Origin of the sequence: Bacillus sp. N5-665 (assembly GCF_022637375.2) — a bacterium.
Taxonomy (GTDB): Bacteria; Bacillota; Bacilli; order Bacillales; family Bacillaceae_G; genus Bacillus_A; species Bacillus_A wiedmannii.
On sequence record NZ_CP093325.1, the window covers coordinates 23,994 to 39,284 of the forward strand.

The window sequence follows — 15,291 nt, forward strand, 5'->3', positions numbered from 1 at the left end:
ATATGAAGAAAGTTGGTTTTTTTCAATCTATTCATTTAAAATTTGTACTCATATATATGCTATTAATATTAATAGCTATGCAAGTGATTGGGGTATATTTTGTAAGAGAGTTAGAAAAGAGTCTTGTACAAGGCTTTAGAGATTCTTTAACGCAGCAAACGAACTTATTAGCATATAACTTGAAACAAGAGTTTAAAAAAAGTTATACAAAAGCAGAAACAGAATCAACAGATGAAACGATTAAAACTTCAATTCGAAAATTTGCCTCTGATCGAAAGAAAGATATCCAAGAGGTAAGTGTATTTGATTCGCATAGAAAGTTACTCGCTATTTCAGATGAGTCAAAGCAAAACAAGGTAAATAGAACATCAACTGATATAGCTGTTCAGCGGGTATTGGTACAAAAAAAGCCAGAAGTGAAAATTGAGAAGGATGGTCGTACAGGCCATCGTGTACAAGTTATGCTTACTCCTATTCTAGATGATAACGGCAAGGATGCACTTGGTGTTATTTACATTGTTGCATCTATGGAAGATGTTTATAAACAGATGAAGGATATTAATCAAATTTTTGCGACTGGAACCGTTATTGCATTACTCGTAACAGCTGTACTGGGAATTTTGTTAGCTCAAACGATTACGAGACCAATCTCAGATATGCGAAGACAAGCGATTGAAATGGCAAAAGGGAACTATTCAAGAAAAGTAAAAGTGCATAGCCATGATGAAATTGGACAATTAGCATTATCTTTCAATAATTTATCAAAAAAATTACAACAAGCTCGTTCTTCAACTGAAAGTGAAAGACGTAAATTATCATCCGTTTTATCACATATGACAGATGGAGTAATTGCTACTGACCGAAAAGGAGACATTATTTTATTGAATGATCCTGCGGAAAAGATGCTAAATGTTTCGCGTGAAACGGCGCTCGATCAATCTGTTTTAGAAGTATTAGGGATACAAGAAGAATTTACGCTCGATCATTTATACGAAGAGCCTGATTCCGTTTTATTAGATTTTAGTACGAGAAATGAGCCATATATTTTACGTGCTAGTTTCTCTGTTATTCAAAAAGAGACAGGGAAAGCAAATGGTTTAATTGCCGTATTATATGATGTAACTGAGCAGGAGCGTATAGAAAGGGAACGCCGCGAGTTTGTGGCAAACGTTTCCCATGAATTAAGAACGCCATTAACAACGATGCGTAGTTACTTAGAGGCACTTACGGACGGCGCGTGGCAAGATCCGAATATTGCACCGCAATTTTTAACAGTTACACAAGAAGAAACAGAAAGAATGATTAGACTTGTAAATGCGTTATTGCAACTTTCTAAACTTGATAGTACAGAACATCGTTTAATGAAAGAATGGGTCGACTTTACTGACTTCTTTAATAACATTATTGATCGTTTTGAAATGTCTAAAGAGCAAAACGTAAGTTTCAAACGATCTTTCTCTAAGAAATCCCGATTTATTGATATGGATACGGATAAAATTACGCAAGTTTTGTATAACATTATTTCGAATGCATTAAAGTATTCACCAGAAGGTGGAACAGTAACATATCGCTTACGTGATCGGGGGGAATTATTAGAGATTAGTGTAAGTGACCAAGGAATGGGTATTCCAAAAGAAAACGTCGATAAAATCTTTGAACGTTTTTATCGCGTAGATAAAGCACGTTCAAGACAAATGGGTGGTACAGGACTTGGATTAGCAATTGCGAAAGAAATGATTGAGGCGCATGGTGGCTCGATTTGGGCGAAGAGTGAGGAAGGAAAAGGGACAACTATTTATTTCACATTGCCAATGGCAGCGGATGAAGAGGACGATTGGGAATGAGTATGGAAAATGTTAAAACGATAGTTTTAATTAATTTAGTTGTAATTAGCCTATTTCTTACTTTTAACTTATGGACGTATGTGCCAGATTCCACGTCTATGCAAAACGCAAAATTTGTGCAGGGGAATGAAGGAACTACTCAAACTAAAATCGCTGATGTTGTCCGTCCTACTTCTATCATCGTGCATAAAGATAAAAATCATTACGGGAGCAAAAGAGAGGGCGATATAGAATCAATCTATAAACCTTTGGAAGCAGGGGAATTACATGATTTCAAAGAGATATCGATTGCTAAGGCTGATTTCCTTTCTTATGTGCATGGTGAAGGGAAAATGGAACTTGTTTTTCCTACCAACATCCCATTTGATGCAGTTAAATCTATGTTTAATATGAAAGAAAAAAGTATAGATAAGCCTAAACATTTTAATCGAATTATTCTTGACCCTTCTAGAAGTAGGGATCAAGAAATTAAAATTAATTTTGTTTCTGATGGCGATAACTCTAGAATATATGAAGCAAAATTAAGTGGTTTGTATTTAAAAGATATTGTAAATGCACAAAATCAATTTATAGTATCGGCAAAACCTTATTTTGACTATCAAATTAATGATATGAAAAAGCTATTTTTACCAGATGGAACGACAGAATTAAGTAATATAACATATATTTCATCTAATTTAGCGGTCGACACATTTAAGAATGCTCTTTTTAGTGACCCACGTTATTTAAGCCCTATTACCGAGAAATCGAAAGAAACATTTACAGATGGTATTAGGTCCATGGAGATTGAAAACGATCGTCATATGCTAAAGTATAAAAATTCTTCTGTTTCAAGTGAGAAAACGACAGATAATTTAATGCTTTTACAAAAAAGCTTTGATTTTGTAAATGGTCACAGTGGGAGTTTGGATTCATATCGTTTGGACTATATGAATAAAGGACAGACGGTATTCCGTTTACATGAAGATGGATATTCCGTATTCAATACAGATGGATTAGCTGAATTGAGACAAGTATGGGGATCAGAAGAAGTAATGGAATATGAAAGACCGTTGTTGTCTTTAAATACGAAAGGTATAGAACAGAAGGTTACTCTTCCATCAGGTCACGTTGTAATAGCATCCTTAGAAAATAATGCCGCGGTAGATAAACGATTCATTAAAGACATTGGTATTGGATACAAATTATCACTAGATGGACAAGTAGCTCGACTACAGCCAATTTGGTATGTAAAGTTTGTTGAAGATGAAGCGGGTAAACAAAAAATATATGAGTGGAGTGAGGGAGGACTAAATGGATTGGGATCGGATTAAAACCATATTTATTGTGACCTTTTTTGTTTTGGACCTCTTTCTCATTTTTCAATTCATTCAAAAGCAAGATAGTAATCAGTTGGAGCTTATTGCAGAAACAAAGATAGATCAAGAATTAAAAGCAAACAAAATTACTATGGGTAATTTCCCTAAAGAACCGAAAAAAGAGTCATTTATTAGGGCGGAAAACAAGGCATTTAAAGAAGAAGATGTACAGTCCTTAAAGAGTCAAACGGCGCATATACAAAATATGTACAAGATAGAAAGTAAGCTAAAAGAGCCCTTTTTAAATACAAAATCATTATCCAAAGATAAGTATAGTGATTTTTTGAAGAACTATGTATTGGATGGACAAAAGTATGAGTTTGGGGCGATGAAAGACTCTAAAATTTACTTCTTCCAAAAATATAAAGATAAGCCTATTTTCTATAACGATCAGGCAATGATTGTTGTGGAATTAAATGAAAAAAATGAACTTGTGTCGTACACGCAGACGATGCTAACTGATTTAAAAGAAATGGGCGAAAGTGAAAAAACGAAACAGCAAGAAATTATTACTGCTCAAACAGCTTTAGAAAATCTGTATTTAAAAAATAAAGTTCATGGGAATACACATGTAAAAGAAGCACAAATTGGTTATGCCACCCTTACCGCATCTACTTCTAATAACCAAGTACTCGCTCCAACATGGAATTTAAAAACGGAGCAGAAGCAGGACTTCTTTGTAAATGCAATTGAAGGACAAGTTATGGAATTAGGGGAAAGGGAAAATCAAGTGGTTGATGAACATACTGGAGTGAGAAAGAATGGGGTTGCATTTTAGCGTACTTGCAAGTGGAAGTACAGGGAATATGCTATATGTAGGAACAGATGAAAAAAAATTGCTCGTCGATGCAGGTTTAAGTGGTAAAGCAACAGAGGCTTTATTTAAACAGGCAGAACTAAATATAAATGATGTATCAGGTATTCTTGTAACACATGAACATAGTGACCATATTAAAGGGTTAGGTGTATTGGCACGTAAATATGATTTACCTGTTTATGCAAATGAGAAAACATGGAATGCAATGGAACATTTAATAGGAAATATCCCAACTGAGCAAAAGTTTATTTTCTCAGTTGGGGATGTGAAAACATTCGGTGATATTGAGGTCGAGTCATTTGGGGTTTCTCATGATGCGGCAGAGCCGATGTTCTATGCTTTTCATAACAATAATAGAAAGTTAGCCCTTATTACAGATACGGGATACGTGAGTGATCGTATGAAAGGTGTTATTAAGGGTGCTAATGCTTTCGTGTTTGAAAGTAATCATGACGTGGAAATGCTTCGTATGGGACGTTATCCATGGAGTATTAAGCGACGTATTTTAAGTGATGTGGGTCACGTTTGTAATGAGGACGCTGCATTAGCGATGGCGGATGTAATTACAGATGAGACAAAACATATTTATTTAGCCCATTTAAGTTTAGATAATAACATGAAAGAACTAGCACGTATGTCAGTATCACAAGTATTAGAGGAAAAAGGATTTGGAGTGGGAGAAGCCTTCGAAATTCACGATACAGATCCGAAAATGCCTACAAAAATTCAATACGTATAATTCTTCATTTTAGTAAACAATAAAGGTGAATATAGTTGTTTTCAGGAAGATGGGTGAACAAATATGTCCTTTATTGATGAAGAGAATTATCGTATGAAACGTGCAAGAAAAAAGAAGCATAAAGGTATTGTTATTTCTAGTATAGCAGGAACGATTGTAGGAGCTTCGTTATTTGCATTTGGAGCTCCTTTATTTGCGAATGATGCGGGGGCGCTTCCGCAAGCTGAAGCAAGCGGAAGTAATATGGCTGAAGCTCAAGGAATTAAACAGATTAGCTTTGTTGATGCTGTTGATCGTGCGTCTGAAGCTGTTGTTGGCGTTATTAATATTCAAAGAGATAATTTTTCAGAGGCAGATTCAGAAGCTGGTACAGGATCGGGTGTAATTTATAAAAAGACAGATGGTCAAGCTTATATTGTAACGAATAATCATGTTGTTGCTGGAGCAAATCGTATTGAAGTAAGTTTAAGTGATGGTAAGAAGATTCCGGGAAAAGTATTAGGAACTGATGTAGTCACAGATTTAGCTGTACTAGAAATAGATGCAAAGCATGTAAAAAAAATAATTGAAATTGGCGATTCTAATACTGTTCGTAGAGGGGAACCGGTCATTGCGATTGGAAACCCACTCGGGCTGCAATTTTCTGGAACTGTCACACAAGGCATTATTTCGGCTAATGAACGTATTGTCCCTGTGGATTTAGATCAAGATGGACATTATGATTGGCAAGTAGAAGTATTGCAAACAGACGCAGCAATTAATCCAGGTAATAGTGGTGGTGCACTTGTAAACGCGGCAGGTCAATTAATTGGCATTAACTCAATGAAAATTGCAGCAAAAGAAGTAGAGGGAATTGGACTAGCTATTCCAGTTACTAGAGCTGTTCCAATTATGAATGAATTAGAGAAGTATGGAAAAGTAAGGAGACCGTATGTTGGAATTGAACTTAGATCGTTAAATGAGATTCCAAATTACCATTGGTCAAAAACATTGCATTTACCAGGCAATGTAACAGAGGGAGTTTGCATTTTAGATGTGAAAAGTCCTTCGCCAGGTGTAGATGCTGGTTTACGAGAACACGATGTGATTGTAGCAGTAGATGGAAAACCGGTTCGCGATATTATCGGATTCCGTACGGCCTTATATGATAAAAAAATTAATGATAAAATGACTCTTACGTTTTATCGTGGTACAAAACGAGCAACAACAACGGTTAAACTAGGCATTCAAAAGTATTAAAAACAGGAGGGCCTACCTCCTGTTTTCTATTGTAGAAAAGTGAGGTGAAGAATATGAATTTACCTTGTTGTTTAGAACATGTTGAATTAGCTTTAGATATTATTGTGGATGAGTGTGAAGTTGCGCCAGTTATTAACAATGTGGATAACTCGGAAAAAGAGAAAAAAACATGTGAATTTTGTCAAAACGAGGCGACATATGTTGTATCGAACACAGATTCTCACACAATATGTGGGTAACAATTGTGGATATGTGGATAAGTTATGTGGATAACATGTTTGTAAGGTGGGGAATGAGTGTGAATATCTCGATTATTTCAATTGGGAAATTAAAAGAAAAATATTTAAAACAAGGTATAGCAGAATACTTAAAACGATTATCTGCATACGCAAAAGTAGAAGTAATTGAATTGCCAGATGAAAAGGCGCCAGAAAATTTAAGTGAAGCAGAAATGTTAATTGTAAAAGAAAAAGAAGGTATACGTATACTGGATAAAATTTCTGACGATACGCATGTCATTGCGTTAGCGATAGAAGGAAAGCAAAAATCATCAGAAGAATTTGCAGTAAGCTTAGATCGTCTTGCTACATATGGAAAGAGTAAAGTTGCATTTGTAATTGGTGGATCACTTGGACTAAGTTCAGAAGTAATGAAGCGTTCAAATGAATCTCTTTCTTTTTCAAAGATGACATTACCACACCAATTAATGCGATTAGTATTGCTTGAGCAAGTGTATAGGGCATTTCGGATTAATCGTGGGGAACCGTATCATAAATAAATTTACTTTTTGTATATAAAAAGACCATTGGAAAAAAACCACCGATGGTCTTTTAAACATTAATAGGTAGTACGAAGGTTTTCTAAAATAAGTATGTTTCTATTTATAAAAAAGTGTGTTGTAATATGAAGAGGAAAAAGTATAAGTAGTCATAGAAGTGAGGAATTAAAGGTGAAGAAGTTTAAAAAGTTTTACTTGGAGATTACGAGTGTATGTAATCTTGCGTGCAGCTTTTGTCCGCCGACGGAAAGGCAGAAGCAATTCATTTCTGTGGAGGATTTTGCTAAAAGATTAGACCAAATTAAACCTCACACAGACTACATTTATTTGCACGTGAAGGGTGAGCCATTGCTCCATCCGAAAATAGATCAACTGTTAGATTTAAGCCATGAAAAAGGGTTTAAAGTTAATATTACAACGAACGGAACGTTAATTAATAAAAGAAGGCATAGACTGTTAAATAAGCCTGCTTTAAGACAAATGAATTTTTCACTGCACAGTTTTGATGGGCATCCAGGTTCGCAAGATAAAGAAGGTTATGTAAGGAGTATACTTTCCTTCATTAGAGAGGCGACAAGTCAATCGGATTTAATTGTTTCACTACGGTTATGGAATTTAACTCAGGATAATAAAACAAATGCTGAAATCCAGAAAAATAGAGATTTATTATCCATCATTGAAAATGAGTTTGGTCTATCTTATCAAATCGAAGAGAAGCTTACACCAGGAAAAGGTATAAAAATTGCGGAACGTGTCTTCATTAATCAAGACTATGAATTCCAGTGGCCAGCATTACATGAAGAAGAGGATGATGGAAAAGGATTCTGTCATGGTCTTCGAAATCAAGCTGGTATTTTAGCGAACGGAACGGTTATTCCTTGTTGTTTAGATGGTGAGGGGATTATTAACCTTGGGAATATTAATAATGACTCATTTTCTAACATCATAGAAGGTGAAAGAGCAACAAACATTGTCGATGGATTTTCGAAAAGAGTTGCAGTCGAAGAGCTATGCAGAAAATGTGGATACCGTAAAAGATTTGGAAAATAAATATGAAGCAAGCCCTCATAAAGCGAGGGCTTATTTTTTATTCTTGATAAGAGCGTTCTAATTCATCAATTAAGGAACCGACGTAAGAAACAGCTTTACGGATTGCATCTGGTTTTGACATATCTACTCCAGCATGTTTCATTAATTCAAGTGGTTTCATCGTACCACCAGCGCGAAGTACATCTAACCAGCGATCAACGGCAGGTTGCCTTTCCTCTTTAATCATTTGAGCTACCGCAGTAGATGCGGTGAGGCCTGCGGAATAGGTGTAAGAATATAAGCCCATATAGTAATGAGGTTGACGCATCCAAGTTAAGCCAGCATCCTCGTCAATTTCTACAGAATTTCCCCAGAATGTCGAAAGGACATTTGTTTTTATTTCAGTTAAAGTTGTAGCTGTAAGTGCTTCTCCTTCTTCTGCTAGGGTATATACTCTTCTTTGATATTCCCCCTCAAGTAAGTGAGTAACAAAGTTATGATAATATGTGCCGAGTAGTTGCAGAATCACCCATCTACGCATTCTCTTATCGTCAGTCGTCGCTAATAAATGCTGGGCTAATAGTAATTCGTTCATCGTAGATGGTGCTTCGACAAAGTACATAGATGGACGTACATTCATAATACGCTGGTTTTTATTTGCTAAATAAAAATGACCAGCATGCCCAAATTCATGGGCTAATGTGAAGCATCCACGCATCGTATTTTGCCATGTAATTAAAATGTATGGATGAGAACCATATGGACTTGAACAAAATGCCCCTGTTGATTTCCCTACATTATCTGCAAGATCGACCCATCTCTCTTTAAATCCTTTTTCGATAATGGAACTATATTCATCGCCTAATACCTTTAAAGAATCTTGAATTAATTTACCAGCCTCCTTGTATGTGATGGTTGGATTAAATTCGGGATCTAAAGGTGCATGTAAGTCGCAGAACAGCATTTGATCGAGTCCTAATACTTTCTTTTTTAAATCTGCAAAACGGCGCATATGAGGCGCTAATTCTTTATAAATAATATCAAGTTGACTGTTATACATTTCAAGTGGAACTTTTTGAGGTTCTAGAAGCATATGAGTAACAGATTCAAATTTGCGTAAGCGAGAAAGTGTCACTTGTTTTTTTACCTCAGTCGCATATGTTGTTGCCACTGTATTTTTATATCGTTTCAACGTGGAAACAAATGAAGAGTATGCTTTTCTACGTATGTCTACGCTTGGAGAAAACTCATATTTACTTTCAAATAATGCAAATGATACAGGGAGTTCGTTTCCTTGTTCATCTTGTATGGAGGTAAAATCCATATCGGCTAATTTAGTCATACCGTAAATTTTGTATGGAGAACTATGTACTTCGCCAAGTGCAGCAAGAGCTTCTTCTGTTTCAGGAGAGAGCGTGTGCGGCCTTTTTTTTAGTATGTCTAGTAATGATTTACGGAAAGGTTCGAGTTTTGTTTCTTCAGCTAAATATTTTTCAATTGTTCCTTCGTCGAATGAGAGGATTTCATTATGGATAAAGGATAATGCAGTATGTACTTTCGTCCATAAAGCAGCAATTTTGGAAGAGTTCGCTTGAATAACTGGATTTGTACGATCAGTTGATTCTTTTAAATTTGCATAGGAGTATAGTTTTGTTAACTTCATTAAAAGCTCTTCTTCTAAAAGTAGGCAATGCAATAAGGTAGTGGGACTAGTATGTAATTTTCCTTTAAACGCATCAAGTTTTTTTAAATCGTCTGTTAATACACGTAATGCAGTTTCCCACTCTTTATCAGATTCATATAAATCAGAGAGGTCCCATGTTAGTTTAGTAGGGACTTCTGCGCGAATATGGCGTTTCTCAATTATATTTTTCATTTGTTATATCCCCCTTATTATAAGTATCTAAAAACATGATACTAGAAAATTCAGTAAAATGAAAACATTTAACATTTCTATATATGAAAAAGAAGGACAAGCATAAAACTGCTTGTCCTTCGAGTTAAATTTAAAAATTAATATACTTTATCACCGTTGAAAATAGAGTTTTTCACGACTACATAATCTACAGTACGAATTGAGTCTAATTTTGTTCCACCAGCGTAAGAGATAGAAGATTGAAGATCTTGTTCCATTTCGATTAAAGTGTCTTCTAAAGAACCTTTATGCTCAACGAACATTTTCTTACCTTCAACGTTTTTCTTCTCGCCTTTTTGGAATTCAGAAGCTGAACCGAAATACTCTTTATAAAGTTTGCCGTCTTTTTCGATTGTTTCCCCTGGAGACTCTTCATGACCAGCGAATAGAGAACCGATCATAACCATAGTCGCCCCAAATCGAATAGATTTAGCTACGTCGCCGTGTGTACGAATACCACCGTCAGCGATAATTGGCTTACTTGCAGCTTTTGCACACCAGCGAAGTGCAGCTAGTTGCCAACCGCCAGTTCCAAAGCCTGTTTTAATTTTAGTAATACAAACTTTACCAGGTCCAATACCAACTTTTGTTGCGTCAGCACCAGCGTTTTCTAATTCTCTTACCGCTTCTGGAGTTCCGACGTTTCCAGCGATAACGAAGCTTTCTGGTAAATGCTTTTTAATATGTTGAATCATGTTGATTACCGCATTAGAATGTCCGTGCGCGATATCAATCGTGATGTATTCAGGTGTAAGTTGCTCAGCAGCTAATTGTTGTACGAATTCATACTCGTCCTCTTTTACACCAACGCTAATAGAAGCGATTAATCCACGTGATTGCATGTCTCTAATAAATGAGATACGTTTCTCTGGCTGGAAACGATGCATGATATAGAAGTAATTATTTTCAGCTAAATAAGTTGCGATTCTTTCATCAATAATCGTTTGCATATTAGCAGGTACGACAGGTAATTTAAATTTATGTTTACCTAAAGTGACAGTTGTATCACATTCAGAGCGGCTGTTCACAATACATTTTGCAGGAATTAATTGAATATCTTCATAGTCGAATACGTTTTCCATCATTTACACCCCTAAAATACGAATATTTCATTCAGTTTGTTTAAAAATGTTCGTCCAAAGGATAATTTACATTATTTTCACTCATAAGTCAAAGGTTTTCATGTTTATATTTTAAAATTAAAATTTAGCCGCCTATGTTGTAAGTTCATATAACTAAAATGTGTTTAAACATAGCATTATTTGATGTAAAATTATGTTTGGAAAAGAAAAGTTAAATAGGTAAATTTAGGAGGGCTGTTAATGAAGCGCTTAGTATATATGGATTGGTTGCGTGTATTAGCAACAATCGCAGTGGTTACAATTCACGTTTCTGCTGGTTATGCTTCTATGTTAGATGCAAATAATGTATCACGCTGGATGGCTGGTAATCTATTTGAATCGATTTCACGTGCGAGTGTGCCGATTTTTGTAATGATTAGTGGAGCTTTATTGTTAAAAGGAACGAAAGATATTTCAGTTGGGGAATTTTTACAGAAGCGTGCAAGTAAAGTAATTATACCTTTTGTAGCTTGGAGTGCTATATTTTATGCATATGGAGCATATGCAGGATATTTCCCGGCATCTTTAAAGCAAGGGATAAAGCACTTTTTAACGGATACAATTGGGGGACATTTATGGTTCTTATACATGATTGTAGGTATATATTTAATTACACCTTTACTGAAAATCTTTGTGAAGAACGCTAAAAAAAGAGAGATAGAATACTTTTTAATTTTATGGCTATATGCGTCTGTTGTAGTCAATTTAGTTAAATATTATTATCCTATCAACTTTAATATTGAATTATTTTACGTTACAAATTATGTAGGGTATTTCTTACTTGGTTATTACTTATCCAATTACGATATTACGAAAAAGTGGAGAAATATTTCTTACATTGGAGGACTTGTAGGATTTATTAGTACATTCTTTATTACATATTACTATACAGTAAAAGCAAATGGACAGTTAGAGCAGTTTTGGTACGGATATTTTGCGCCAGGCGTTGTACTGATGGCGATTGGATTATTTGTATTTTTCAAATATGTTTTCCAAAAATCAGAACGAGAATTACCATTGTTATTCCGTTTTATAAATCAAGCAAGTCTTGGAATCTATATTCTTCACTTCTTCTTATTAAATAACTTGTTGTACATGGTTTTCCCTAAGGTAAATGAGCGTGTACATGCAATATTGGCAATACCTATTAATGTAACGATTACAATTGTTCTTAGTCTGGTAATTACGTTAGTATTGCAAAGAATACCAGTTGTGAAAAAATTAGTTCCGTAAAAAATGAATACAGTATAGATAGGGCAGACTTATTATTAAGGCTGCCTTTTCCTATTTTAAAATTATACTTAGATAAATTTAGGTTTAAACGAATTAAAAACAGTGGATTAATATAGTATCTTACTATAGTCTAAAGTGAGGTATGAAGAACAGAATAAGTTAAATATAAAATTAAATGAGGTTAATATATGAGTAAAAAAAGCTTTAGTAATTATGCATTAAGTAAAGAAGTAAGACGAGCACTTACTGGTTTAGGATATGAGCATCCGACAGAAGTGCAAGGAGAGGTTATTCCAGTTGCATTGCAAAAGAAGGATCTTGTTGTAAAGTCGCAAACGGGAAGTGGGAAAACGGCTTCGTTCGGTATACCACTTTGTGAAATGGTAGAGTGGGAAGAGAATAAACCACAAGCATTAGTTTTAACACCAACGAGGGAACTTGCTGTTCAAGTGAAAGAAGATATTACGAATATAGGGCGATTCAAAAGAATTAAAGCTGCTGCAATTTATGGTAAATCTCCTTTTGCACGTCAAAAATTAGAGTTAAAGCAAAAGACGCATATTGTAGTGGGGACCCCAGGACGTGTGTTGGATCATATTGAAAAAGGGACCCTTTCTTTAGAGCGATTGAAATATTTAGTGATTGATGAAGCAGATGAAATGCTAAATATGGGCTTTATCGATCAAGTAGAGGCAATTATTGATGAATTACCTACAAAAAGAATGACAATGCTATTTTCAGCAACCCTACCGGAAGATGTTGAAAAGTTATCTCGTACATATATGAATGCACCAACTCATATTGAAATTAAAGCAGCTGGGATTACAACAGATAAAATTGAACATACCCTTTTTGAAGTTAGGGAAGAAGAGAAGCTTTCACTTCTTAAGGATGTAACTATGATTGAAAATCCCGACAGTTGCATTATTTTTTGTCGTACACAAGAAAACGTAGACCATGTATATAGACAGCTAAAACGAGTTAATTATCCTTGTGACAAAATACACGGTGGTATGGTACAGGAAGATCGTTTTGAAGTTATGGATGATTTTAGAAAAGGAAAGTTCCGTTATTTAGTAGCAACTGATGTAGCTGCGAGAGGAATTGATATTGATAATATTACACATGTTATTAATTACGATATTCCATTAGAAAAAGAAAGCTATGTGCACCGTACTGGAAGGACGGGACGAGCTGGTAATAATGGAAAAGCTATTACATTTATAACGCCTTATGAAAATAGATTTTTAGAAGAGATTGAGGAATATATCGGATTTGAAATTCCAAAGGAACTGGCACCTTCAAAAGAAGAAGTTATGAAAGGGAAAGCAATATTTGAAGAAAAGATATATGCTAAACCAATTATAAAGAAAGATAAAAGTGCAGACCTAAACAAAGGAATTATGAAATTGTACTTTAATGGCGGAAAGAAAAAGAAAATTAGGGCAGTAGATTTCGTTGGTACAATTGCTAAAATTCAAGGTGTTTCTGCTGATGATATAGGTATTATTACAATACAAGATAATGTTTCGTATGTTGAAATATTAAATGGAAAAGGACCACTTGTTTTAAAGGTTATGAGAAATACAACGATAAAAGGTAAACAATTAAAAGTTCATGAGGCAATTAAATAAATGAAAATATCCACTTTAAAGGTGGATATTTTTTTGGGGATTACTTATAGAGCAGACAATTTGAATGGACTTTAACTAATACGTGATTGACGATTGTTTTTTTGTATGTTAGTATATTTATTTAATTTTTTTACCATTGAATGGAGAAATTGTTAATTCATTGAGGAGTATATTTTTATATAAGTAAATCAATTTCAATTTAATTGTTGTAAGCTATAAAAAGTAAGGACGGTGTTTATTAAATGAATTTTACTCAAGATAGGTGGAGTTTAAAATGGCTTCATTTTTATTTGATTGTAGTAGTTGTTGCATCTCTGTTATTACGTTTATATTTAGCATTTCATTTAGAAGGATATGAACGAGATCAACTATTTTTTGTGGATTGGATGAATACAGTAGGTAAATATGGACTAGGTGATGTGTATGCACATGGAGATTTAGTAAACTATCCGCCATTTTTCTTAGCTCTTTTAGGTATTTATGGAGGCATATTGTCATTTTTTAATACATATGTGGAAGCTGCAGGTGTTTTAATTCGAGTCCCATCCATTGTATTTGAAGTAGTAGCTATAATTATCTTTGCTATAGTTTCTAAAAGGATAAACAATTCGATTGTGAGAGCAGCATTAGTAACATTTTTTGCATTTAGTCCAGCCGTTATAGTGGATGGAACTATTTGGGGTCAAGTAGATATGCTACATAGTATATTGATGGTTAGTTCTATTTTATTACTAATGTCTAAGCCAACTTGGTCTGGTGCTATTTACGCTATAGCGTTACTGGCTAAATTTCAATCGATCGTAATTGCGCCTGTATTTGCTATGTATTTCTTAAAAATCATTTGGGAAAAAAAAGAGGGCAAGCAATTAACCAAATTTATAATAGGGTTCTGTATTCCTTTATTAATATTCGGTTTGTATTTCGCAGCGCATGGAACATTTATCACGATGTTAAAACAAGCATATTTAAATGCGGTAGGTACGTTCCCAACGGTAACTGTATTTGCTATGAACATTTGGTATTACGCGATTGGTACGGATCCTAATACAGTGGATACTATTCAAATTTTACCACATATTACATTGAAAACAGTTGGATTAATACTCTTATCTATTGCAGCGGCATTAACTTGTTTATATGTCTTTTTCCATCGTCATATGAATACGGCAGTTCTATTAAAAGCAGCGACTTTTATAAGCTTTGCGTTCTTTATGTTACCTACGCAAATGCATGAGAGATATGCTTTCCCAGCATTAGTATTTGTCATCTTTTTACTGCTATATGAAATGAAGTGGACAGGAATAGCATTAGGATTAACGTTAACAATCTTTTTAAATATAGTAATGGTTCTGTATGCGGGCTCTAATACGAATATGGGAATGTTTATTGTTATTATTAATGTTTTCATTTTCTATGCTATGTGTAAATTATTAGTAAAAGAGTATTGTGATCGCTTTGGATTGCTAATAAAGAAACAATAAAAATTATAATTTTAAGGGGAGGTACATTTTGCTAATATGCAGAATGTGCTTTTTTCTATTGAAATAGTAAAATCTCAATAGAAAAAATAAACATGAGAGGATA

13 protein-coding genes are annotated in these 15,291 nt (G+C 34.5%); 11 read left to right on the forward strand and 2 right to left on the reverse strand.

Annotated features, from left to right (window positions below):
- The first annotated feature begins 2 nt into the window (after positions 1–2).
- The 8 genes from walK (at position 3) to MNO09_RS02460 (ending at position 7,825) form a co-directional block, all read left to right on the forward strand.
- Positions 3–1,844, forward strand: a complete 1,842-nt coding sequence (walK, locus tag MNO09_RS02425; RefSeq protein WP_000755363.1) for a cell wall metabolism sensor histidine kinase WalK — start codon at positions 3–5, stop codon at positions 1,842–1,844.
- A complete protein-coding gene (locus MNO09_RS02430; protein WP_000061589.1) occupies positions 1,841–3,157 on the forward strand; it encodes a YycH family regulatory protein in 1,317 nt (438 codons plus the stop codon). The genes walK and MNO09_RS02430 overlap by 4 nt, the downstream gene beginning before the upstream one ends.
- On the forward strand, positions 3,138–3,980 hold the full coding sequence (locus tag MNO09_RS02435) for a two-component system regulatory protein YycI (protein ID WP_000383734.1): 843 nt from the start codon (positions 3,138–3,140) through the stop codon (positions 3,978–3,980). Before MNO09_RS02430 ends, MNO09_RS02435 begins: the two co-directional genes overlap by 20 nt.
- The gene (gene yycJ / locus MNO09_RS02440) at positions 3,964–4,758 is read left to right on the forward strand and encodes an exodeoxyribonuclease YycJ (RefSeq protein WP_000522836.1); all 795 of its coding nucleotides are present in this window, start codon (positions 3,964–3,966) and stop codon (positions 4,756–4,758) included. Before MNO09_RS02435 ends, yycJ begins: the two co-directional genes overlap by 17 nt.
- A gap of 63 nt (positions 4,759–4,821) precedes the next feature.
- Positions 4,822–5,997, forward strand: coding sequence for a S1C family serine protease (locus MNO09_RS02445; RefSeq protein WP_000008035.1), 1,176 nt, complete (start codon positions 4,822–4,824; stop codon positions 5,995–5,997).
- A 53-nt stretch (positions 5,998–6,050) separates the two neighbouring features.
- Positions 6,051–6,236: a CxxH/CxxC protein gene (locus MNO09_RS02450; protein ID WP_001052827.1), complete on the forward strand. Its 186-nt coding sequence runs from the start codon at positions 6,051–6,053 to the stop codon at positions 6,234–6,236.
- A 59-nt stretch (positions 6,237–6,295) separates the two neighbouring features.
- Positions 6,296–6,775 carry a 23S rRNA (pseudouridine(1915)-N(3))-methyltransferase RlmH gene (gene rlmH, locus MNO09_RS02455; protein WP_001027003.1) on the forward strand — a complete coding sequence of 160 codons (480 nt, stop codon included), beginning with the start codon at positions 6,296–6,298 and terminating at the stop codon, positions 6,773–6,775.
- Between the two features lie 171 nt (positions 6,776–6,946).
- Positions 6,947–7,825: a radical SAM/SPASM domain-containing protein gene (locus MNO09_RS02460; protein ID WP_000713629.1), complete on the forward strand. Its 879-nt coding sequence runs from the start codon at positions 6,947–6,949 to the stop codon at positions 7,823–7,825.
- A 37-nt stretch (positions 7,826–7,862) separates the two neighbouring features.
- Here the strand turns inward: MNO09_RS02460 and pepF are convergent, their stop codons facing one another.
- Both pepF and guaC read right to left on the reverse strand, forming a co-directional pair.
- Entirely contained in the window at positions 7,863–9,680 is a 1,818-nt protein-coding gene (gene pepF / locus MNO09_RS02465) for an oligoendopeptidase F (RefSeq protein ID WP_241950081.1), read from the reverse strand.
- 137 nt (positions 9,681–9,817) lie between these two features.
- Entirely contained in the window at positions 9,818–10,801 is a 984-nt protein-coding gene (guaC, locus tag MNO09_RS02470) for a GMP reductase (RefSeq protein WP_000432444.1), read from the reverse strand.
- Positions 10,802–11,041: 240 nt separating this feature from the next.
- Here guaC and MNO09_RS02475 point away from each other — a divergent pair, with 240 nt between their 5' ends.
- The 3 genes from MNO09_RS02475 (at position 11,042) to MNO09_RS02485 (ending at position 15,188) form a co-directional block, all read left to right on the forward strand.
- Positions 11,042–12,073, forward strand: a complete 1,032-nt coding sequence (locus tag MNO09_RS02475; RefSeq protein ID WP_070169260.1) for an acyltransferase — start codon at positions 11,042–11,044, stop codon at positions 12,071–12,073.
- Between the two features lie 188 nt (positions 12,074–12,261).
- Positions 12,262–13,707 carry an ATP-dependent RNA helicase DbpA gene (gene dbpA, locus MNO09_RS02480; RefSeq protein WP_070169259.1) on the forward strand — a complete coding sequence of 482 codons (1,446 nt, stop codon included), beginning with the start codon at positions 12,262–12,264 and terminating at the stop codon, positions 13,705–13,707.
- A 242-nt stretch (positions 13,708–13,949) separates the two neighbouring features.
- The gene (locus MNO09_RS02485) at positions 13,950–15,188 is read left to right on the forward strand and encodes a putative hexosyltransferase (RefSeq protein ID WP_001011936.1); all 1,239 of its coding nucleotides are present in this window, start codon (positions 13,950–13,952) and stop codon (positions 15,186–15,188) included.
- The last annotated feature ends 103 nt before the right edge of the window (positions 15,189–15,291 follow it).

Bases quoted from the DNA above. Each gene is read 5' to 3' on its own strand.
- walK (WP_000755363.1), top strand. From the start codon at position 3: ATGAAGAAAGTTGGTTTTTTTCAATCTATTCATTTAAAATTTGTACTC.
- MNO09_RS02430 (WP_000061589.1), top strand. From the start codon at position 1,841: ATGAGTATGGAAAATGTTAAAACGATAGTTTTAATTAATTTAGTTGTA.
- MNO09_RS02435 (WP_000383734.1), top strand. From the start codon at position 3,138: ATGGATTGGGATCGGATTAAAACCATATTTATTGTGACCTTTTTTGTT.
- yycJ (WP_000522836.1), top strand. From the start codon at position 3,964: ATGGGGTTGCATTTTAGCGTACTTGCAAGTGGAAGTACAGGGAATATG.
- MNO09_RS02445 (WP_000008035.1), top strand. From the start codon at position 4,822: ATGTCCTTTATTGATGAAGAGAATTATCGTATGAAACGTGCAAGAAAA.
- MNO09_RS02450 (WP_001052827.1), top strand. From the start codon at position 6,051: ATGAATTTACCTTGTTGTTTAGAACATGTTGAATTAGCTTTAGATATT.
- pepF (WP_241950081.1), bottom strand. From the start codon at position 9,680: ATGAAAAATATAATTGAGAAACGCCATATTCGCGCAGAAGTCCCTACT.
- guaC (WP_000432444.1), bottom strand. From the start codon at position 10,801: ATGGAAAACGTATTCGACTATGAAGATATTCAATTAATTCCTGCAAAA.
- MNO09_RS02475 (WP_070169260.1), top strand. From the start codon at position 11,042: ATGAAGCGCTTAGTATATATGGATTGGTTGCGTGTATTAGCAACAATC.
- dbpA (WP_070169259.1), top strand. From the start codon at position 12,262: ATGAGTAAAAAAAGCTTTAGTAATTATGCATTAAGTAAAGAAGTAAGA.
- MNO09_RS02485 (WP_001011936.1), top strand. From the start codon at position 13,950: ATGAATTTTACTCAAGATAGGTGGAGTTTAAAATGGCTTCATTTTTAT.